This window comes from Halanaerobium sp., assembly GCF_003070835.1.
The window spans coordinates 1-22,166 of the sequence record NZ_QBLR01000011.1 but is presented as its reverse complement, the minus strand read 5'-3'; the positions used below and the strand labels follow the sequence as shown (position 1 = coordinate 22,166).

General features: G+C 35.8%; 23 protein-coding genes, 1 tRNA gene and 1 other RNA gene. All 25 read left to right on the top strand.

Features of this window, described 5'->3' with window-relative positions:
* Window positions 1-7: 7 nt before the first annotated feature.
* Window positions 8-709, top strand: a complete 702-nt coding sequence (locus CI949_RS02510) for a diacylglycerol kinase (protein WP_290762744.1) — start codon at window positions 8-10, stop codon at window positions 707-709.
* A gap of 29 nt (window positions 710-738) precedes the next feature.
* Entirely contained in the window at window positions 739-1,998 is a 1,260-nt protein-coding gene (locus CI949_RS02505) for a hemolysin family protein (protein ID WP_108138609.1), read from the top strand.
* Window positions 1,999-2,014: 16 nt separating this feature from the next.
* Window positions 2,015-3,109, top strand: a complete 1,095-nt coding sequence (locus CI949_RS02500; RefSeq protein WP_290762742.1) for a DUF3048 domain-containing protein — start codon at window positions 2,015-2,017, stop codon at window positions 3,107-3,109.
* Between the two features lie 40 nt (window positions 3,110-3,149).
* Window positions 3,150-3,569, top strand: coding sequence for a cytidine deaminase (locus CI949_RS02495; protein ID WP_108138605.1), 420 nt, complete (start codon window positions 3,150-3,152; stop codon window positions 3,567-3,569).
* Entirely contained in the window at window positions 3,559-4,440 is an 882-nt protein-coding gene (era, locus tag CI949_RS02490) for a GTPase Era (RefSeq protein WP_290762740.1), read from the top strand. Before CI949_RS02495 ends, era begins: the two co-directional genes overlap by 11 nt.
* Before the next feature lie 84 nt (window positions 4,441-4,524).
* On the top strand, window positions 4,525-5,208 hold the full coding sequence (gene deoC / locus CI949_RS02485) for a deoxyribose-phosphate aldolase (RefSeq protein WP_108138601.1): 684 nt from the start codon (window positions 4,525-4,527) through the stop codon (window positions 5,206-5,208).
* A gap of 16 nt (window positions 5,209-5,224) precedes the next feature.
* A complete protein-coding gene (gene recO, locus CI949_RS02480) occupies window positions 5,225-5,992 on the top strand; it encodes a DNA repair protein RecO (protein WP_108138599.1) in 768 nt (255 codons plus the stop codon).
* A gap of 80 nt (window positions 5,993-6,072) precedes the next feature.
* Window positions 6,073-6,921: a glycine--tRNA ligase subunit alpha gene (locus tag CI949_RS02475; RefSeq protein WP_108138598.1), complete on the top strand. Its 849-nt coding sequence runs from the start codon at window positions 6,073-6,075 to the stop codon at window positions 6,919-6,921.
* A gap of 5 nt (window positions 6,922-6,926) precedes the next feature.
* On the top strand, window positions 6,927-8,990 hold the full coding sequence (gene glyS / locus CI949_RS02470; RefSeq protein ID WP_290762735.1) for a glycine--tRNA ligase subunit beta: 2,064 nt from the start codon (window positions 6,927-6,929) through the stop codon (window positions 8,988-8,990).
* A 22-nt stretch (window positions 8,991-9,012) separates the two neighbouring features.
* Window positions 9,013-9,819: a pyruvate, water dikinase regulatory protein gene (locus CI949_RS02465; protein ID WP_290762733.1), complete on the top strand. Its 807-nt coding sequence runs from the start codon at window positions 9,013-9,015 to the stop codon at window positions 9,817-9,819.
* A gap of 11 nt (window positions 9,820-9,830) precedes the next feature.
* Complete coding sequence (locus CI949_RS02460) at window positions 9,831-10,844, top strand: deoxyguanosinetriphosphate triphosphohydrolase (protein WP_290762731.1); 1,014 nt, start codon at window positions 9,831-9,833, stop codon at window positions 10,842-10,844.
* A 116-nt stretch (window positions 10,845-10,960) separates the two neighbouring features.
* Entirely contained in the window at window positions 10,961-12,760 is a 1,800-nt protein-coding gene (gene dnaG / locus CI949_RS02455) for a DNA primase (RefSeq protein ID WP_290762729.1), read from the top strand.
* A 16-nt stretch (window positions 12,761-12,776) separates the two neighbouring features.
* Window positions 12,777-13,853 carry an RNA polymerase sigma factor RpoD gene (gene rpoD / locus CI949_RS02450; RefSeq protein ID WP_166637136.1) on the top strand — a complete coding sequence of 359 codons (1,077 nt, stop codon included), beginning with the start codon at window positions 12,777-12,779 and terminating at the stop codon, window positions 13,851-13,853.
* Window positions 13,854-14,005: 152 nt separating this feature from the next.
* Window positions 14,006-14,082 (top strand) — tRNA-Ile (locus CI949_RS02445).
* 102 nt (window positions 14,083-14,184) lie between these two features.
* A complete protein-coding gene (locus CI949_RS02440) occupies window positions 14,185-15,300 on the top strand; it encodes a Nif3-like dinuclear metal center hexameric protein (protein ID WP_133530358.1) in 1,116 nt (371 codons plus the stop codon).
* 83 nt (window positions 15,301-15,383) lie between these two features.
* An RNA gene (gene rnpB / locus CI949_RS02435) (RNase P RNA component class A) lies at window positions 15,384-15,747 on the top strand.
* Between the two features lie 51 nt (window positions 15,748-15,798).
* Window positions 15,799-16,008: a hypothetical protein gene (locus tag CI949_RS02430; protein WP_133530359.1), complete on the top strand. Its 210-nt coding sequence runs from the start codon at window positions 15,799-15,801 to the stop codon at window positions 16,006-16,008.
* On the top strand, window positions 16,001-16,210 hold the full coding sequence (locus tag CI949_RS02425) for a hypothetical protein (RefSeq protein ID WP_133530360.1): 210 nt from the start codon (window positions 16,001-16,003) through the stop codon (window positions 16,208-16,210). The genes CI949_RS02430 and CI949_RS02425 overlap by 8 nt, the downstream gene beginning before the upstream one ends.
* A 192-nt stretch (window positions 16,211-16,402) precedes the next feature.
* The gene (locus CI949_RS02420; protein ID WP_108138585.1) at window positions 16,403-16,753 is read left to right on the top strand and encodes a helix-turn-helix domain-containing protein; all 351 of its coding nucleotides are present in this window, start codon (window positions 16,403-16,405) and stop codon (window positions 16,751-16,753) included.
* 63 nt (window positions 16,754-16,816) lie between these two features.
* Window positions 16,817-17,581, top strand: coding sequence for a YebC/PmpR family DNA-binding transcriptional regulator (locus CI949_RS02415; protein WP_133530361.1), 765 nt, complete (start codon window positions 16,817-16,819; stop codon window positions 17,579-17,581).
* Between the two features lie 152 nt (window positions 17,582-17,733).
* Window positions 17,734-18,231, top strand: coding sequence for a crossover junction endodeoxyribonuclease RuvC (ruvC, locus tag CI949_RS02410; protein ID WP_108138581.1), 498 nt, complete (start codon window positions 17,734-17,736; stop codon window positions 18,229-18,231).
* Window positions 18,228-18,830: a Holliday junction branch migration protein RuvA gene (ruvA, locus tag CI949_RS02405; protein ID WP_133530362.1), complete on the top strand. Its 603-nt coding sequence runs from the start codon at window positions 18,228-18,230 to the stop codon at window positions 18,828-18,830. Before ruvC ends, ruvA begins: the two co-directional genes overlap by 4 nt.
* Window positions 18,831-18,832: 2 nt before the next feature.
* A complete protein-coding gene (gene ruvB, locus CI949_RS02400; RefSeq protein ID WP_290762721.1) occupies window positions 18,833-19,879 on the top strand; it encodes a Holliday junction branch migration DNA helicase RuvB in 1,047 nt (348 codons plus the stop codon).
* Between the two features lie 38 nt (window positions 19,880-19,917).
* Window positions 19,918-20,961, top strand: coding sequence for a tRNA preQ1(34) S-adenosylmethionine ribosyltransferase-isomerase QueA (queA, locus tag CI949_RS02395; RefSeq protein ID WP_133530364.1), 1,044 nt, complete (start codon window positions 19,918-19,920; stop codon window positions 20,959-20,961).
* A 1-nt stretch (window position 20,962) separates the two neighbouring features.
* On the top strand, window positions 20,963-22,075 hold the full coding sequence (tgt, locus tag CI949_RS02390; RefSeq protein ID WP_133530365.1) for a tRNA guanosine(34) transglycosylase Tgt: 1,113 nt from the start codon (window positions 20,963-20,965) through the stop codon (window positions 22,073-22,075).
* The last annotated feature ends 91 nt before the right edge of the window (window positions 22,076-22,166 follow it).

Sequence of the window (22,166 nt, the reverse complement as noted above, 5' to 3'; positions counted from 1 at the left end):
GTAAATAATGTGGATTTTAAAAACTATTGATAGTTTTAATCATGCAATTGCTGGTTTAATTCATGCTATTAGAACCCAGAGAAATATGCAGATTCACCTGACTGCTGCAATTTTAGTCCTGGCCTTCAGCCTTTTCTTTGATTTAAGCAGAATAGAGCTGGGGCTGGTTATAGTAGCTATTTCTCTTGTTATTTTTGCCGAGCTGATTAACACAGCTGTAGAAGTTATTATTGATATTTTAAGTCAGGAATATAATTTTAAAGCAAGAATTGCCAAAAACATTAGTGCGGCAGCAGTAGTTATTGCAGCTGGCAATGCAATTTTTATTGCTTATCTCGTTTTTATTAATAAAGCTCAGGAATTATCTTTAAATCTCATTTTTAATATCAGACATGAGCCACTGCATCTAATATTTATTACACTGTCTTTAATATTTATTCTGGTTATTGTTTTAAAATCTATTTTCAGCAGTGGTACTCCACTTAAGGGTGGTATTGTTAGTGGTCATGCAGCACTTGCAGCTTCCTCGGTGCTTATCATCTGGTTTTTAACCAGGAGCTTGATTGCTCTTTCTTTAGCTTCAGTACTTGCTTTTTTGACAGCACAGAGTCGGCTGGAGGCTGGTACCCATTCATTTAAGGAGATAGTACTGGGGACTTTACTAGGAAGTATAATTGCATTTATAATTTTTTATTATTTCAGTATTTAATAACTTTGATGACTGTGGAGGAATTAATAATGTATTTAGAATTATTATCTTTATTCATCTTGATATTTTTATCTGCCTTTTTTTCTGGTTCTGAGACAGCCTTTATGTCTGTTAACAGAATTAAGATTAAAGAAAAAGTTCAAAGAGGAGATGAGCATGCTGCAAAAGTAGATAAATTACTGCAGGATCAGACTAAACTATTAACAACTATTTTGATTGGTAATAATCTTGTTAATATTGCAGCTTCCTCCATAGCAACAGCACTTTCGATAGAATTATTTGGAAGTAAAGGAGTTGGGATTGCGACCGGTGTAGTGACTTTATTAATTCTTATTTTTGGAGAAATAACTCCTAAGTCACTGGGTAATAATAGAGCAATTGATTATGCTAAAGCTGCAGCAGTTCCCCTTTATTATCTTGAAATAATTTTATCCCCTTTTATTTATCTTTTCACAAAAATAGTGAATCTTTTTGTGAAAGATAAAAGCCTGATTTCTTCCGCTTTTTTAAGTGAGGAAGAGATTAGACGTTTTGTTGATGTCAGTCAGCGAGAGGGTGTCATTAAAGAAACAGAGCAGGAAATGATTCAGAGTGTATTTGATTTTGATGATACTCTGGTAAAGGAGATTATGATCCCCAGAATTGATATGGTATGTATCGAAAAAAATGCCAGTTTAAAAGAATTAATAAAAATGGGGGTTGAAAAAGGTCATTCCAGAATTCCAGTTTTTGAAGAATCCATTGATAATATTATTGGTTTGATTTACATTAAGGACCTCCTGGAATTACTGCTGGAGCAAAAAGATGATGTTGATATTGAAGAATTTGTTAAACCCATTTATTTTATTCCAGAAGGAAAACCAATCAATCAATTATTATCAGAAATGAAAGATAGAAAAGAACATATGGCAATTGTAGTAGATGAATATGGTGGTACTTCTGGTTTAATTACTATTGAAGATTTACTGGAGGAAATTGTTGGTGATATTCAGGATGAGTTTGACTTAGAAAAAAGTTATATTGAAGTTATTGATGACAACAAACTGCTGCTTGACGGTAGAGTTGATATCGAAGAGTTAAATAGATATTTAAAAGAGCCGCTGGCTGAAAGTGATGATTACGAAACAGTAAGTGGTCTGGTATTATATTATCTAAACCGCCTGCCGGTTCAGGGAGAAAAGCTGCAACTGGAAGATGTAACATTTGTTGTTGAAAGTATAATTGACAATAGAATTAGAAAAATAAAGCTGATAAGTGAAAAAGAATTAAAAATTGAAGATGATGAATAATTTTTGGGGTGAGAAGATGAAGTCAAAGTTATATTTTCTGCTGATTTTACTGCTCTCAGCACTGCTCATATTTACAGCCTGCAGTAGTGAAGAAGGAGAGCAGCCAAAGCAGAGTGAGGAAGAAGTCAGTCAGCAGGAAGATTTAAATCAAGAAGAGCTGGAAGAAGAAATCAAAAAGATTGAAGAAGAATATGAAGCCGAAACACCGGAGGAAGATGAGATAACAGAAAGCAATTATAATGCAGTTTCTCCATTTACCGGGCTGCCAATTAAGCAAAATTATTATAAAAGAGCAGTGGCTGTTTCAATTGAAAATTCACCTGCCGCCAGACCTCAAAGCGGTTTGAAAGAAGCTGAAATAGTCTATGAATTTATGCTGGAAGGTGGGATCACCAGATTTCTGGCAATTTTCTGGCCGGAGGTACCAGAAAAAATTGGACCAATTAGAAGTGCCAGACCTGCTCTGGTCAAAACTGCACAGTCATATGATGCAGTATTTTTACATGCTGGGGCCAGTCCTGATGGTTTTGCAATTTTAGCAGTAAATGATATTCTGCATTTGGATCAGCTTTATAAGAGCCAGTACTTCTGGCGCAGCAGTAAGAGAAGAGCTCCTCATAACCTTTATTCCGGAGAAGAACCTTTAAAAGACTATTTAGATAACCTGGAGGAAAAAGAATATCCGGAGCAGTTTAATTTTTTAACTGCTTCTGTAGTCAGCAACTTTGAAAAGGCTGAAAATATCAGTGTTGACTACTGGGGATCATATGAAGTTCTTTATGAATATAATAGACTGGAAAACAATTATTTAAGATATTTAAATAGCGGAGATAACCCGCATCTTGTAGAAAATGGAGAACAGCTTAAGGCTAAAAATATCATAGTCCAGTATGTCAAAACTTCTACTAAAGATAATCAAGGTCGACAGGATATAGATATTAAATCAGGTGGAGAAATGAAATTGTTTAGAGATGGAATGGTTATTGAAGGCAGCTGGGAGAATAATGACAATCAAATAACTTATTTAAATGCTGCTGGTGAAGAAATTGAGATTAATCGGGGACAAACCTGGATTCAGGTGGTTCCAAATGGTACAGAAGTTACTTATTAATATAGAAAAGTTTTAAAAGCAATTTTGTGAGGTGTTAGTAATGAAAAAAGAAATTAAAGATAAAATGTTTAAAAAAGCTTTAGAAGTTCAAAAAAATGCCTATGTTCCTTATTCAGAATTCCCTCTGGGAGCAGCTATTTTGACTGAAGATGGTTCGATTTATACAGGGGTAAATATTGAAAATGCTGCCTATGGTTTAACTAACTGTGCAGAAAGATCTGCAATTTTTTCAGCTGTATCTGAGGGACACAGAAAAATTGAAGCAGTACTAATAGTTAGTTCTACCGAAGAACCTGTCCCTCCCTGTGGTTCCTGCCGTCAGGTAATTAATGAGTTTGCTGACGGAGAAATTGAGATTATTATGATGACAGAAAAAGGGAAAGAAATAACTATGACCAGTACAGAACTGCTTCCAGGAGCTTTTTCAGACAGTTCAATGGAGAAAAATAATGAGCTATAAATCAGGATTTGTAACAGTAATTGGCAGACCGAATGTTGGTAAATCGACCCTGATTAATAATTTAATAGGAGAAAAAATAAATATTATTTCTCCCAGACCCCAGACGACCCGTAATAGTATTAAAGCTATCTATTCAGAAGACGATGGGCAGATTATTTTTATTGATACACCGGGTATTCATGAACCTAGAAATGAACTGGATAAATACATGCAGGATGAAGCTTACAGCAGTCTTGACGGGATAGATGTGATAATTTTTATTCTTGACGGCAGTACTTACTGGGGTAAAAATGATCAATTAATTTATAATCAAATTAAAAATAGTGATCAGGAAATAATCTATGTGATGAATAAAATTGATAAAATATCAAATAAAGAATTGGTAAAAAGACAGCAGAAGTACAGTCAAAAAGTTGGTAAAGAAGTTATTCCAATTTCTGCTTTAAATAACAAAAATACAGATAATCTATTGAAAGAAATATTTTCAAAATTACCGGAAGGACCTCAGTATTACCCGGAAGATATGATAACTGATCAGATAGAAAGATTTGTTTTTGCAGAAATGATCAGGGAGAAGATTTTCTACCTAACCCGGGAAGAGGTTCCTTATGGGGTGGCTGTTTTAGTTGAAGAAGTTAAGGAAAGAAAAAATGATGATTATTATATTAGAGCCAATATTTATGTAGAAAAGAAATCACATAAGGGAATTATTATTGGCAAAAATGGTAAAATGTTAAAGAAAATTGGTCGGGCAGCCAGAAAAGAAATAGAAGATTTAATGCAGACCAAAGTTTATTTGGACCTCTGGGTTAAAGTCTTAAAGGACTGGCGCGAAAAAGATAATCTGCTCAAAAGAATGGGTTATAAATAAATTTATTGCAGGACAATGACAAAGTTTGTAGAATATAAATATTGATAAAGCAAAAATATAAGAATTTAAGGAGTGGTTTTAAAAATGGCGATCAAACCTCGTGATATGGCTAAAATGATTGACCATACAAATTTGAATCCAACAGCAACTGTGGATGATATCAAAAAATTATGTGAGGAAGCAAAAGAGCACGAATTTGCATCAGTGTGTGTAAATCCTATATATGTTCCTTTGGCTGCAAAGTTACTTGAAGAAAGCTCAGTCAAAGTCTGTACAGTAGTCGGCTTTCCTTTGGGTGCAAACACTACAGAAGTTAAATCATATGAAACCAGAAATGCAATCAAAAATGGAGCTCAGGAAATCGATATGGTAATGAATATTGGAGCTTTTAAATCTGGTGCTTATGAGATATTTAAGGCTGATATTAAGGCGGTTGTAGATGCTACTAAAAAAGCAGGTGTGAGTTCGGATATCATTGTAAAAGTTATTCTGGAGACTTGTTTTCTGGATGAAGAAGAAATTGTTAAGGCCTGTGAAATTGCAAAAGAAGCAGGGGCTGACTTTGTCAAAACTTCAACTGGCTTTGGTGATTATGGAGCTCGAGTTGAAGATGTTAGTATTATGCGGAAAACAGTTGGTAGGGATGTTGGTGTTAAAGCCTCTGGTGGTATCAAAAACTTTGAGCAGGCTTTAGAAATGCTTGATGCAGGGGCCAATAGAATTGGTGCAAGCTCTGGGGTAACAATTGTAACAGATGATGAAGAATAAGCGGGAGTTGAATTAATTGGCAACTTTTGAGACAGAAGCAGTAGTCTTAAAACAATTTGATTTAGGTGAGTCAGATCGTCTGATTACCTTATACACTAGAGAAAGAGGTAAATTAAAGGCAGTTGCTAGAGGAGCCCGGAAGGGGAAAAAATCTCGTTCCGGACTTGTTTTACCCTTTAGCTATCATAATTTTACTTTATATCAGGGAAAATCACTGGCTAAAATAAATCATATCGAGTCGATAGCAATGAACTCTAAGTTGCGCGAAGACCTGGATTATATGGCTTATGCCAGTGTTGTTTCTGAATATGTAGAGCGGGCCGGCCTGGAAGATGAAGCTGATCAGGCTCTTTTTTCTCTTTTAGCCCTTATTTTAGAAAAGATGGCTCAGGCTCAAAAGTCAGAGCTTTTATTTTATCTGACTGTTTTTAAGGCTAAATTACTGCTTTTGCTGGGGGTTAAACCTGAAATTGAGAATTGTACTATCTGTGGAGAAAAAGTTGATCTCAAAAGTTCAACCCCACTCAGTGTTGAAGAGGGGGGCTCAATCTGTAAAAATTGTTTTAATAAAAAAGATTTTAAGTATACCCTTTTTAGCTTAAATGAAATGAGAGCTCTCTATAAAATAACTTTTGCTGAATTTTCTCAGCTTAAGTCTGCCCAATTTTCCGAAGAAATTATAGAAAAGCTCAATCAGCTGACAGAAAAATTTTTAGTCTATCATCTGGACTTAAGTCCTAAATCATTATCATTTCTGTATACAATCAGGAAAATGAATAGTTAATTCAATTTGAGCCTTGTCCTAAAGGATAAGGTTTTATTTTAGTGAAAATTATTAAAATGAGTACGAGAGGAAGTGTATTTATGAATTTCCAGGAAATTATTTTTTCGTTGGATAGATTTTGGAGTGACCAGGGATGTGTAATTGAACAACCATATGATATTGAGGTGGGGGCGGGAACAATGAGTCCTTCTACTTTTTTGCGCTCACTGGGAGGAGAAGCCTGGGATACTGCCTATGTTCAGCCCTGCCGCCGTCCTACAGATGGCCGTTATGGGGATAATCCATATCGTCTGCAGAGGTATTTTCAGTATCAGGTAATAATGAAACCTTCACCTGATGATATTCAGGAAATCTATTTAGATAGTCTGCGGGCACTGGGGATTGAACCTGAAAAACATGATATCCGTTTTGTAGAAGATAACTGGGAATCTCCAACTTTAGGCGCCTGGGGTCTGGGCTGGGAAGTCTGGCTTGATGGTATGGAAATAACTCAGTTTACTTATTTTCAGCAGGTAGGGGGATTTAAAGCTGACCCGGTGACTGTGGAAATTACTTATGGTTTAGAAAGAATAGCTATGTACTTACAGGAAGTTGAAAGTGTGTATGATTTGACCTGGGTTGAAGGAGTAAAATATCATGATATCTATCATCAAAATGAGGTAGAACAGTCTAAATATAATTTTGAGGTTGCAGATATTGATAATTTATTTGAACTTTTTGATATTTATGAAGCAGAAGCTGAGAATTCACTGGCAGCAGAGCTACCTTTAGCTGCTTATGATTATACTTTGAAATGTTCACATGCTTTTAATCTTTTAGATGCCAGAGGAGCAATCAGTGTAACTGAGAGAACTAGATTTATCAAGCGAGTTAGAAAACTGGCTCATGACTGTGCAGCCAGCTATTTAAACTCAGGAGAGCAGGAGTGATAATGATGGCAAAAAATTTAATTTTTGAAATAGGAACTGAAGAAATGCCGGCTGCTTCTATGCAGAGATTTAGAGAGGATTATTTAAAAACAGCAGCCGAAATTTTTGACAATAATAATCTGGAATATAACAAAATGGAAGTTTATTCTACTCCCAGAAGACTTGTGCTTGCAGTTGAGCAGCTGGCAGAAAAACAGGAAGATCAGCGGGAGATAGTTCGGGGTCCTGCAGTAAATATTGCCTTTGATGATAATGGTGAGCCTACTAAAGCTGGAGAAGGATTTGCTCGCGGACAGGGAGTTGCTGTAGATCAGTTGGTTAAAAAAGATGGCTATCTCTATGCTGAGAAAGTAGAAAAAGGAGAAGAAACAGCAGAAATTCTAACTGCTATCTTAAAGAAGATTGTTGATCAGGTTCCTCTGCCTAAAGCAATGCGCTGGGGCAGTGTTCAGATGGAATTTATCCGTCCTATCAAATGGCTTTTAGTCTTATTTGGTGAACAAAAACTTGATCTGGAAATTGCAGGTGTTAAAAGCTCCAATTATAGTATTGGGCACCGCTTTTTAAGTGAAGGTAAGGTAGAAGTTAATGCTGCTGAAGATTATTTTTCTGCCCTAAAATCTGCAGCTATTATTGTAAAGCAGGATAAAAGAGAAGAAATAATCAAAGAACAGATTTCAGATCTTAATTTATCTGCTGAGGCAGTGATTAAAGATTCTCTACTGGCTGAAGTAATTGATCTAATTGAATTTCCAACCGCTTTTAAAGGGACTTTTGCTGAAGAATATTTAGAACTGCCGGCTGAGGTTTTAATTACTGCTATGGAAAAACATCAGCGTTATTTTCCAGTAATGATAGAGGATAATAAACTGCAGGCAGAATTTATCGGAGTTCGAGATGGAGGTAATGAATATCTTGAAGAAGTAATTTCCGGAAATGAAATGGTCTTAAAAGGAAGACTAGATGATGCCCAATTTTTCTTTGCTGAAGACCAGAAATACGGATTTTTAAATAGAAGCGAAGATATTAAAAATATAGTTTTTCAAAAAGATATAGGCAGTGTTTATCAAAAAGTTGAAAAACTGCAGCAAATTACATCAAGGCTGGCTGAACTATTAGATTATGATCAGGCTCAGCAAGAAATGGCGGTCAGAGCAGCTGAACTCTGCAAAAACGATCTGGCAACAGAGATGGTAAATGAATTTGCCAATCTTCAGGGATTAATGGGTAAAGAATATGCCCTTTTAGAAGGGGAAGAAAAAGAAACAGCAGAGGCTATTTTTGAACACTATTTACCCCGTTTTGCTGGTGATAAACTGCCAGAGACTAAGAGTGGTACTGTGCTTGCTGTGGCTGAAAAGTTATTTAATTTAAGCAGTCATTTTCTTCTGGGTAATATTCCCAGTGGTTCTCAGGATCCATTTGCTTTAAGAAGACAGGCTACAGGGCTTTTACGAATTGTTTTAGCAAATAAGCTGGCAGTTGACATCGAAGAAATTATTGAATTTTCAATGGAAATTGTTGCTATAAAGCCTGAGAATATTGAAGCTGCAGCTGCTGAGTTAAAAGAATTTATTAAACAGAGACTGGAAAATCTGCTGGCAGAAGAAGAGGTCAGATATGATATTATTAATGCAGTAATTAAGATTAATGATCAAAATCTACTTGACCTTTATCAGCGGGCACATAAATTAATGGAATTTAGATCAGAGAATCCGGAATTATTTGTTGATTTAATTCGCGGTCTGGTTCGGGCTAAAAATATCAGTGAAAAAGCTGAAAATAAATTGGAGATAGATGCAGGATTATTACTTGAAGATGAAGAAAAGGAACTATATAAAGCATTTAATCAGCGGCAAACAGAAATCAATAAGTTTTTTGCTTCTGGTGACTATCAAAAAGGTTTTTATCTGCTGGTTGAATTGAAAGAATATATTGATGCCTTCCTGGATAATGTAATGGTTATGGTTGATGACAGTGAACTTAAAAATAATCGGCTGGCTTTATTAGCTCAAATTGCTGTCTTAATGTCAGAGGTAATGGATATTGAAGAAATAGCTCTAGACTAATAATTAAACCGGGGTGAAAATTATGAGTGAAACTAAGTTAATTGCATATGCAGTGTCAGATTCAACCGGTAAAACAGCTAAACACCTGATGGAATCAGCCATCGGACAATTTCCGGACTCTGAGGTACAAATAAAATCTTTTTCTTTTGTCCGTTCACTGGAGCGAATTGATGAGATTATTGAAAAGGCAAAAGCTGATAACGCAATAATTGCCTACACTTTTGTCAAAACTGAGATGAGAGAACATTTAAATGAACTTGCTGAAAAGAATAATTTAGACTATATTGATATGATGGACCAGCCTTTAAATATGGTAGAAAAGAGACTGGAAGTGGAGGCAAAAGAAGAATTTGCTCTCAAATATAAATTGGACGAAGAATACTTCAAAAGAATTGAAGCAATGGAGTTTACCCTTAGATTTGATGATTTAAATGAGTCAAAGGGGATTGCAGAAGCTGATATTGTTCTGGTTGGAGTATCCAGAACTTCAAAAACTCCTCTTTCTGTTCATCTCTCGTATCTGGGCTATAAAACTGCCAATGTACCTCTGGTTCCGGAAGTAGATGTTCATCCTTCAGTCCTGGAAAATAAAGATAATAAGGTTGTTGGGCTGACCATTGATCCTGAATTATTAAATGATATTCGGATTGAAAGGTTAAAGAAAATGGGACTAGGTGATGATGCAACCTATGCAGCTAAAGAAAGAATTAATCAGGAATTTGAATATGCTGATTCTATAATGGAAGAAATAGGCTGTCCGATAATTGATGTTACAGATAAAACTATCGAAGAAACTGCTGTAGAAGTGCTTTCTTATTTTAATGAATAGGAGCTGATATTATGTTTTCCAGAGTTGAACAGCTGGCATGGGAAAAAGAGAAACTTTCTGATTTTGCCTGTTTGAGTGCAGAAAGCAGGGGGCGGAAAAAAGCGGAAGCTGACTGTGATATTCGCACAATTTTTCAGCATGACAGAGACAGAATTATTCACTCCAAAGCTTTTAGACGGCTCAAACATAAAACTCAGGTTTTTATTGCCCCTGAGGGTGATCATTACCGCACTCGCCTGACTCACACTCTGGAAGTTTCGCAGATTGCTCGGACAATAGCCAGAGCTCTTAAATTAAATGAAGATTTAGTAGAAGCTATTGCCCTGGGACATGACCTGGGGCATACTCCTTTTGGGCATGCTGGTGAGGCTGCTCTAACTGAGATTACTGGAGAGGAATTTAAACATAATCTGCAGAGTTTAAGGGTTGTTGATCTGATAGAAAAAAGGAGCAGCGGCAGCAGGGGTTTAAACTTAAGTATTGAGGTCAGAGATGGAATAGTTAATCATACAGGTGATACTAAACCTCTAACTTTAGAAGGACAGATTGTGAGAATTGCTGACCGAGTAGCATATATTAACCATGATATTGATGATGCTTTAAGAGCAGGAATTATAGACACTTCAGACCTGCCTCAGGACGCAATTTCTATCCTGGGCAGCACACACTCTGAAAGAATAGATGTGATGGTCAGAGATTTGATTAATTCCAGCTGGCAGCAGGCAGAAATAAAAAGATCGGCTGAGATTAAAACTGCAACGGAAAAATTGAGAAGCTTTCTTTTTCAGAATGTTTATATTGGTTCTGAAGGTAAAAGTGAGGAAGGTAAGGCAAAAAGACTTTTAAAATTACTTTATGATTTTTTTATGGAGCATCTTGATTATATTCCTGATGAATATTTAGAGTTTGAAAAAAATCACAAACAGGCTGTAATTGATTATATCGCCGGGATGACTGATCGATATGCAATTAATCTTGGGCAAAAATATTTTATTCCAACACCATGGTTCGACAAAAATCGCTAATATTTGAGCTGATAATTCAAATAAATGCAGGATTAATAATCTTTTTGGAGAAATATAATTACAACGGTTAAATACTTTTCTAATTTGAAATAAAAATTAAGGTCAGGGTGGATAAATTGGCCAGATATTCTGATGAATTTATTAATGAACTAAAAGAAAATGTTGACTTAGTGGATTTAGTTTCTGATTATCTTGAATTAAAAAAATCAGGCAATAGATATAAGGGCTTATGTCCTTTTCACAGTGAAAAAACTCCGTCATTTTTTGTTAATCCTGATAATAATTTTTATCACTGCTTTGGCTGTGGAGCCGGTGGGGATTCAATAAATTTTGTGATGGAAATTGAAAATCTAACATTTGTTGAATCGGTTAAGATGCTGGCTGAAAGAAGTGGGATGGAACTCCCAGATCTCAGTAATGAGCAGAGACAGCTCTACCAGGAACGGGAACAGCTATTTTCTTTAAATAAGTTAGCAGCACGCTTTTATAACTATCTTTTAACTGAAACTGAGATTGGAAAAGATGCCCTTAATTATTTAACAGATCGGGGTTTTAAAGAGCCAGAAATTGAAGAATTTAAACTCGGCTATGCTGCAGATGAATGGCAGCTTTTATTGAATTTTTTGCAGAAAAAAGGTTTCAGTATTGATCTGATAAAAAAAGCCGGTTTAATTAGTGAAGGAAAAAATAATTCTCACTATGATAAATTCAGAAACAGAGTTATGTTTCCAATCTTTAATAATCGCGGTGAAGTAATAGCTTTTGGGGGTAGAATTTTAGAAACTGAAACTAATTATGGCCCTAAATATCTAAATTCACCTGAAACGCCTATTTTTAGTAAGAAGAAAAATTTGTACGGACTGCATCTTGCTAAAGATTCGATTCGAGAGAAAAACAGCTGTATTATAATGGAAGGTTATACAGATGTAATACAGGCCCATAAAAAAGGCTTTAAAAACTCGATTGCTTCTTTAGGTACTGCTTTTACTGAAGAACAGGCAAAATTGATCCACAGATATGCTGAAAATGCCTATATTGCTTATGATGCAGATACAGCTGGAAATAAAGCGACCCTGAGAGGTCTTGACATACTCAGCAGTACTGGTATAAATGTTAAAGTAATTCAATTGGATGAAGGCAGTGATCCGGATCAACTCTTAAAAAATGAGGGTGAAGAGGTTTTTGATAAATTTATTTCTGAGGCTGTAAACTTAATAGATTTTAAAATTAATATGATTATTAAAAATAAAAATCTTGAAGATCCTGGAATCCGGAAAAAGATTTTGAGATCAATTGTAGAACTTTTAAGCGGGGTCAGTGACAATCTGGAAAGAGAAATATATATTGAGCGAGCTGCAGCTAAAACAGATTTTAAAGCTGAAGTTCTGGCCCGAGAAGTGGAAAAAGAATTTAAGAAAAATAAAAGCAGGAATTATCAAAGAAATAGAGAAAAACAAAATAAGCAAGCAGAAAAAGAATTTGACTTATACTCGCAATTATCATATTATCAAAAAGTTGAGGAAGAAATTCTGGCACATTTTATCAGTAATCCTGGTTTGAGAGAAGAAATTGCTGCCAGACTTTCTAAAGATGATTTTAATGGACGAACTGCTCAGCTGGCTGAATATTTATTTAAGGGTAGTGTGATCAGCAACTCAGTTAAAATTGATAAAATCAAAAATGACCTGGGAGACAAGCTGGTATCGTACTGGTCAGAAATTTTAGTTAAACAGGATAACTCTTTACCAAGGGAGCATATTTTAGAACTGGCTGACTATTTAAGTTCAAAAAGAATTGCCGGAAATAAAAAGAAGTTGTGCAGTTTACTCAGCAGAAAAGAATTAGGTTTAGATAAATTAAATCGAATTTTATTAACATTTTATAGTTTGAATTACAATTTTGAAAGGAGGGACTAAAGTGGCTGATAAAGATATGAGTCCTGCTAAAATAGATGAAGTTAAGGATCTTGTCAATCGTGGAAAAAAAGAAGGGGAACTAACTTATGAAGAAATTATGGATGCCCTGGAGGATATTGATTTAGATTCTGAAGATATAGAAAAAATCTATGATATATTTAGTGAAATGAATATAGAAATAGTTAATTCTAAATTAGAAGATGATGGGGACGAGGATGAAGACGATGAAAATAGTGGTCTTGATTTGAGTGTTCCTAAAGGTGTTGGCATAGATGACCCGGTTCGAATGTATTTAAAAGAGATTGGGAAAGTTGACCTTTTGACAGCAGATGAAGAGGTGGAACTTGCCAAAAGGATGGAACAGGGTGATGAATGGGCCAAACAGCAGCTGGTTGAAGCTAATTTGAGGCTGGTTGTAAGTATTGCTAAAAAATATGTTGGTCGCGGAATGCTTTTTCTTGATTTAATTCAAGAAGGTAATATGGGACTAATGAAGGCAGTAGAAAAATTTGATTACACCAAGGGTTATAAGTTTAGTACTTATGCCACCTGGTGGATCAGACAGGCAATTACCCGCTCTATAGCTGACCAGGCAAGAACAATTAGAGTGCCTGTGCATATGGTTGAAACCATTAATAAGCTGATTCGGGTATCAAGACAGCTTCTGCAGGAAAAGGGTAGAGAACCAAAGGCAGAGGAAATTGGTGAAGAAATGGATATTTCAGCTGAAAAGGTAAGAGAGATCATGAAAATTGCTCAGGAACCTGTTTCGCTTGAAACACCTATTGGAGAGGAAGAAGACAGTCACCTTGGTGATTTTATAGAAGATGAAGATTCTCCTGCTCCTGCTTCAGCAGCATCATATATACTGCTTAAAGAACAGTTAGACGGGGTTTTAGATACCCTTACTGATAGAGAAAAGCGAGTTCTGGAGCTCAGATTTGGAATTGAAGATGGCAGGCCCAGAACTTTAGAAGAAGTAGGCAAGGAGTTTGGAGTTACAAGAGAAAGAATCCGACAGATTGAGGCAAAAGCATTACGCAAATTAAGACATCCAAGCCGCAGTAAAAAACTGAAGGATTATCTGGAATAGAGAGTATAAATGGATAACTGGAAGTATTTATGAGATATTACAATATTATCATATATATTTCTGCAAAAAAATCTAAAATAACTCTTGACCTGGGCTGATTTCTATCATATAATTATTCTTGTCGTCACAAATAATAGATTTGTTTTATTAGCGGGCCCATAGCTCAGCTGGTCAGAGCAACCGGCTCATAACCGGTTGGTCCCAGGTTCGAATCCTGGTGGGCCCACCAAGAATATTCAAACCCTGTTCTTTACTTAAAGAGCGGGGTTTTTTGTTTTATAAAAATCAAATAATATTATTTTAAAGTACTTTTAATTAGAGGAGGTCAATTATGGCAAAGGTAGCAGAAGTGGTTCAGTTAATGGGAGAACTTGCTCCAGCTAGACTGGCAGAAGACTGGGATAATGTAGGTCTGCAGGTTGGTGATCTAAGTCAGGAAGTAGAAAATGTACTGCTGGCACTTGACTTTAATCAGCAAGTTTTAGCTGAGGCTGTTGAAAAAGACTGTCAGCTGATCATTACTCACCATCCTTTTATTTTTAATGGGATCAAGTCAGTGGATGCTCAGAATGAAAGTGGTAAGTTGATTTATAAACTGATTAAAAATAATATCTCGTTATTTTCAGCTCATACCAATCTGGATATTGCTGATGATGGTTTAAATGATTATCTGATTGAAAAACTGGATGTAGAAAATATATCAATTTTAAAAACAACAGACAGTCAAAATTATCATAAGCTGGTTACTTTTATTCCTGAAGATAGTTTTGAGGAGGTGCGGGATGCTCTTTATGCTAAAGGAGCTGGTGAGTATAAAAATTACAGTCACAGCGGCTTTTATCAGCCGGGGAATGGTACTTTTAAACCATTAGAAAATTCAGATCCCTATCTCGGGCGAAAGAACAGTTTTAATCAGGTAAAAGAATACAGATTTGAAACTATAGTAGCTCCAGAAAACTTAGATAAAGTAATTAATGCTCTGCTTAAAGTTCACCCTTACGAAGAACCAGCCTGGGATCTATATCAGCTAGAAAACTTAAAAAATAAGCAGGGAATTGGAAGAATAGCTGATCTAAAAGAAGAAACTGAGCTTGAGACTTTAATTGCTAAAACTAAAGAAATTTATCAATTAGAACAGCTTAAAGTTGTGAAGTCAAAAAATAAGATTAAAAGGGTTGCTCTCTGCAGTGGCAGTGGAGCTGATTTTATAAAAAATGCTTACTATCAGGGAGCAGATCTATATTTAACTGGAGATGTTAAATTTCATGAAGCTCAGACAGCAGAAGAGCTGGGACTTGCTCTGATTGATTTTGGTCACTACGGCAGCGAAAAATTTGTCAGAGAGTTGTTATTTGAAAAATTAAAGACTGCGGCTTCAACAAAGTTAAAAAAGGATCTTAATTTTGTTAAATCAGATGTTAATACTGATCCCTGGGATTATCAGTAATCACTATTACTGCAGTCTTTTTAACTTGAGTGAATCGCTTGACATATTATATAACTGGTGGTATACTTTATATGGTAAAAAAATAAGTTAACCAGATGATCGCATCTTTTTAAGATGAGGAAAGTCCGAGCTCCACAGGATAGGATGCCGGGTAACACCCGGTGGAGGTAACTCCCAGGCTAGTGCCACAGAAATATACCGCTTTTAATGAAAGGGTTTTCTTTGAAAACTCTACTGAAAGAGTAAGGGTGAAAAGGTAAGGTAAGAGCTTACCGGGTTTCAGGTAACTGGAATGCCAGGTAAACCCCATCCGGAGTAAGTCCAAATAGGGAGAATATAAAAGTGATCCGCTTTTCTCCGGGTAAGGACGCTTGAGGGTTCAGGCAACTGTTCCCCTAGATAGATGATCATCTGATACAGAACTCGGCTTACAGGTTAACTTATTTTTTTGTCTACTATATTTTTAATTTTTATAAAAATCAAAAAAGGGGTGTTTGGATGGAGAAAGCAGTAATTGATGTAATAGATTTTATTGATGCGGCAGTAAATAAAACAGAACAATTTAATGATTATTCTCCTGAAATGAGTAATAAAGTGCTGGATAATCGAATTATGACACTCGAAGGTTACATAAGATATATTGAACGGGAAACGATGCCCAGGCTGGAAAGTCTGGTAGAAAAGCTTGAGGAGGTTAATGATGGTTGATCAGATATATTATAAAATACAGTACCCTCTCAAAAAAGCTATAGATTTAATGAAGGATTTAGATAATCATGATATAGATTCACTTGGTGAGGGTTTAAGTGATTATGACCGAGAAAAGATTGCTGATTTTATAGAAACCTGGAATAATGGCGGTAAAGAGAAACTAACAGCATTAATCAGTGATTTAAGAGCACATCAATAAGTATTATCTTTTAAACCATAGCTTAAAGGCTGTGGTTTTATTATTTAATAGACTATAACTATTAGCATAAATGTATTTGAACAGATAAAATACCTAAATGCTTTAATAATACCTATATACTTTATTATAATACTTATAATCTCTTCAAATTATGGGCTCTTCACCCTAAGATATATATTAGAGGTGAGCCGAATGCAAAAAGAACTTATTGGTAAAAAAATTAAAGAATATCGCAAAACAAATAATTTAACCCAGGAAGGTTTGGGCGAGAAAGCTGGCCTGCATTATACATACATTGGACAGGTTGAACGTGGAGAAAAAGAACCATCATTAAAATCACTGATAAATATTGCAGAAGCTCTTGGAGTAGGTGTAGATAAACTATTGATAAATTATGATTTGAGTTCGGAAGCCAGTATTAAAATTTCTAACATAACTGATCTGCTTTTAAATAGAGACGAGAAAGAATTAGAAATGATATACATCCTGCTCAAAGATTTGACAAATATTTTAGAGGAACATGATATTGAAAAACAGCCGTAATTATGGTACAATAAACTGCAAACTGATTAAAGAAGTGTAATTTGATTTAAGGAGGGTTATTATATGGCCGGACATTCCAAGTGGGCTAATATAAAGCATAAAAAGCAAAAAGAGGATAAGAGAAGAGGTAAATTATTTTCAAAGTTAAGTCGCAAAATAGCTGTTGCTGCCAGAGAGGGTGGTGGAGATCCTGAGATGAATGCAGATCTCAGAATGGCTATTCAGAAGGCTAAAGATAATAATATGCCTAATGATAATATTGAGAGAGCAATTAAGCGTGGTACAGGAAATTTAGAGGGAATGACTTACGAGTCATTTGTTTATGAAGGATATGGACCTGGTGGAGTTGCTTTATATCTTGATATTATGACTGACAACAGAAATAGAACTGCATCAGAAGTTCGCCACATTTTAGATAAAAATGGTGGTAATCTTGGTTCTAATGGCTGTGTTGCCTGGATGTTTCAGCGCAAAGGGGAACTGGTAATTGATCTCAATGAATTTGAAGTTGGAGAAGAAGATCTGTTATTAGAGGCTTTAGAGGCAGGAGCAGAAGATTTAGATTATGGTGAGGAAGAAGCAGTGATTTATACTGATCCATCTAATTATGAATCTGCCAGAGAGGCTTTAGAAGAGGCTGGTTATGAATTTGAATCTGCCGATCTTGCTATGATCCCTGACAATACGGTTACTCTTGATAAAAGTGATGCTAAAAAAATGATGAGATTAATGGATCAGCTTGAAGATCATGATGATATTCAGGATGTTTATTCAAATTTTGAGATTCCAGAAGATGTTAGAGCTGAAATTGAAGCTGAGGAAGATTAATTAAATTTAATCTAATTTTAATTATTTTGTTATAAAATAGATGTAGATTTTAATAAGGGCACTGTGCAGCAGTGTCTTTATTTTTTTGTTTTAATATCTTTTCTGACTGTGATATAATAGACTCAAACATTAGTTTGAATGGGGTGTGGAATTTGCGAATTTTAGGTATTGACCCGGGTCTAGCTACTATTGGTTATGCCGTAGTAGATAAAGAAACAAACCATTTTGATGTTTTGGAATACGGAGTAATTAAAACATCAGCAGATAAAAAAGATACAAAAAGACTTGAAATTATTCATTATAATATTGAGGAACTGATAAAAGAATTTAAACCGGAGGAAATGGCTGTAGAAGAACTATTTTTTAATAAAAATGTAAAAACAGCTATTGCTGTTGGACAGGCGCGGGGGGTTATCCTGCTGGCCGGTTCACAGGCAGGCTTAAAAGTGGCTGAATATACTCCACTGCAGATAAAACAGGCTGTAGTGGGTTATGGTCGAGCAGATAAAAATCAGGTTCAGCAGATGGTTAAGTCTTTATTAAATCTGGCTGAGTTACCGCGGCCAGATGATGCGGCTGATGCTCTGGCGGTATCGATCTGTCACGGTCATGTTTTTAGTGCTCATTCTGGATGGGAGGAAAGACTATGATTGGCTATTTAGAAGGTGAAGTAATTTATGCTGAAGCTGGAAAGATTATTTTAGAAATTAATGGTGTGGGATATGAATTAGAACTTGCTGGTTTTAAAAAACAGCTTTCAGTTGGCGAAGATATAGAAGTTTACACCTATACATATGTAAGGGAAGATGCTTTAAAATTGTTTGCTTTTCCGGAGAGGATGGGTAAAGATTTATTCGAAATTTTAATTACAGTTAATGGTATAGGTCCAAGTGCTGGTTTAAATATTATTAATACTATGCCTGCTTCCAGGTTTATTTCTGCAATTATGAAGAAAAATGAAGAGGTATTAAAAGAAATTTCAGGGATAGGACCTAAGACTGCTCAGCGCCTAATTCTTGAACTTCAGGGAAAACTTGAAGATTTCGCCTATCTTCAGAATCTTAATAACAGGAAAGAAGAAGTAAATAATATTGATGAGGACAGACAGGATGTAGTTGATGCTTTAACAGCCCTGGGTTATAAAATATCGGAGATAAATAGAGCTTTAAGAGAAGTTGAATTTAAAGCTCAGCAAAATGTCTCAGAAAAAATAAGATTGGTTTTAAGTCATCTTGGTAAGGAGAGATAATAATGGAAAATGGAAGAAGGATTGTTTCTCCCAAAAAGAAAAAAAGTGATAATTCTCCAGCTGATAAACAGCCTGCTGCTTCAGCTGATAATTCAGTCGATAAAGGGCTTCGTCCTTTTACTTTAAAAGAATATGTAGGGCAGAAGAAGTCAAAAGAAAAATTGAAGATATTTATTCAGGCTGCACGTGATCGAAAAGAAGCGCTAGATCATGTGATGTTATATGGACCGCCGGGGCTTGGGAAAACCACTCTGGCTAATATTATAGCAAATGAATTGAATGTAAATATTCATCAGACCTCAGGACCGGCAATAGAAAGGCCGGGAGATCTGGCGTCAATTTTAACAAATCTGCAGCCGAGTGATGTTTTATTTATTGATGAGATCCACCGCTTAAATAAAATGGTAGAGGAAGTTTTATATCCAGCAATGGAAGATTACTGTCTGGATATAATCATTGGTAAAGGTCCAAGTGCTCGTTCTGTCAGGCTGGATCTGGCTCCTTTTACTCTGGTAGGTGCTACCACAAAAGCTGGACGCCTCAGTTCGCCTTTAAGAGACAGGTTTGGAGTAATTAATCGACTGGAATTTTATGATCAAAATGAGCTGCAGGAAATTGTGAGCAGATCAGCTGAAATTTTGGGTGTAGAAATTGTTGAGCATGGCGCTCTGGAGATAGCACGCCGTTCGCGCGGGACTCCTAGAATAGCTAATCGACTCTTAAAAAGAGTAAGAGATTTTGCAGAAGTAAAAGCAGATGGTATAATTAACAGGGGAGTTGTGGATGATGCTCTAAAACTGCTGGAGATTGATGAGCTAGGACTGGACAGAATTGATCATAAATTGTTAAAGACAATTATGATTAAATTCAGTGGTGGACCGGTAGGTCTAAATACTCTGGCGGCTGCAATCAGCGAAGAAACTGAGACAATTGAAGATGTTTATGAGCCTTATTTACTGCAGCTTGGGTTTTTAGAGCGGACACCCCGCGGCAGAGTTGCAACAACAAAGGCCTATCAGCATCTAAATATTAAGCAGAAAAGTGATTAATTATTTGACTAAGTTAAATAATTTTGGAGGTTTTTTTAATGAAAGTAGAAGAATTTGATTATCATCTTCCGGAAGAGTTGATAGCTCAAAAACCTCTTCCTGAGCGAGATGAATCTAGATTAATGGTTTTAAATCCCCAGCAGGATACTATTGAAGAAAATATCTTTAAAAATTTAAAAGAATACCTGGAGCCCGGAGATATGATTATTATGAACAACAGCAGGGTTATACCTGCCAGGTTATATGGAGCAAAAATTCCGACAGGGACAGAGATTGAACTTTTATTATTAAATGAGCTGGCTGAAGGTCGCTGGGAAGTTCTGGTCCGCCCTGGAAGAAGAGCAAAAAAGGGTGTGAAAATCAATTTTGAAGATATTTTAGAGGCTGAAGTTGTTGAATACACTGATTTCGGTGGCAGAATAGTAGAATTCAGCTGGGATCAGCAGAATTATGATTTTGAAGAAATTTTAAATCAGCTCGGGGAAATGCCCCTGCCGCCATATATTAATGAGAAGCTGGATGATCCTGAAAGATACCAGACAGTATACAGTCAGAAGAAGGGCTCAGCAGCAGCTCCAACCGCCGGCCTGCACTTTACAGATCGCTTATTAAAAGAGCTGCAGGAATATGGTGTTATACTGGACTATATTACTCTTCATGTTGGACTGGGAACATTTAGACCGGTAAAAAGTGAAGATATTGAAGATCATGAAATGCATGAAGAATATGCAGAAATTTCTGCAGAGACAGCAGCTAAAATAAAAGAGGTCAAAGCAAATGGCAATAAGGTTGTTGCAGTTGGAACAACAGTTACCAGAACTTTAGAATCTGCTGCTCAGGAAGGCGATTTAAGTGAATATAAAGGCTGGACAGATATTTTTATCTATCCCGGCTATGAATTTAAAGTAATTAATTCTTTAATTACAAATTTTCATCTCCCTAAATCTACCTTACTGATGCTTGTTTCTGCAATGGCCGGCAAAGAATTTATCTTAAAAGCCTACAAAAAAGCTGTGGAAGATGAATTTAGATTCTTTAGTCTGGGAGATGCAATGATGATTTTAAACAGGAAGGAAGATTAGTTTGTTTGATTTTAAATTATTTAAAGAGAACAAAAAATCACAGGCAAGACTGGGTGAGATAACTACTGACCACGGGAAAATTGAGACTCCTATTTTTATGCCTGTAGGAACTCAGGCAACCGTTAAGGCGATGTCATCCAGAGAATTAAAAGAGATTGGCTCTCAGATTATACTGGGTAATACCTATCATTTATATTTGAGACCAGGTGATGATCTGATTGCAAAAGCCGGAGGACTGCATCAGTTTATGAACTGGGATCGCCCAATTTTAACTGATAGTGGTGGATTTCAGGTTTTTTCACTTGCTAATTTACGTGAGATAGAGGAAGAAGGCGTTTATTTTCAATCTCATCTGGATGGATCAAAACATTTTATTTCTCCAGAAAAATCGATGCAGATTCAGCAGAATCTAGGTTCTGATATTGTGATGGCTTTTGATGAGTGTCCACCATATCCTGCTGAAAGAAAATATGTAGAAAAATCTCTCAATCGAACTCTGCGCTGGGCTGAACGATGTAAAGAAGAAATGAAAGGTGCAGAAGGGCAGGCGCTGTTTGGAATTATTCAGGGTGGGGTTTATCCTGAGTTAAGAAAACAGAGTGTTGAGGAAACAGTTAAATTTGATTTTCCTGGTTATTCGATAGGGGGCTTAAGTGTTGGTGAACCTAAAGAAGAGATGTATAAAATGCTTGACCACACTACTCCATTGATGCCCAAAGATAAACCACGTTACTTAATGGGGGTTGGAACACCTGAGGATTTAATTGAAGGGATTTATCATGGAATAGATATGTTTGACTGTGTAATGCCGACCAGAATTGCCCGTCATGGGCAGATCTTTACTCATCAGGGAAGAAAAACAATTAGAAATGCAACCTTTAAAGAAGATTTTTCTCCTCTTGATTCTGAATGCGACTGTCATGTCTGCCAGAATTACAGCCGCGGATATGTTAGACATTTGCTGAAGCGTAACGAAATATTAGGAGTCAGGTTAACAACCTATCATAATCTCTATTTTATGCTTAAGCTTTCAGAAGAAATTAGAAAAGCTATCAAAAATGATAACTTTATTAATTTCAGAGAGGAATTTTATAATAAATATGAATTAAAATAAATATTTTAATTCTTTTTAAAATAATATTTCGCTTTTAGCAGGAATATTATAATTATTGTTGAAATAGTTATGAGAGAAAAAAATTAATTAG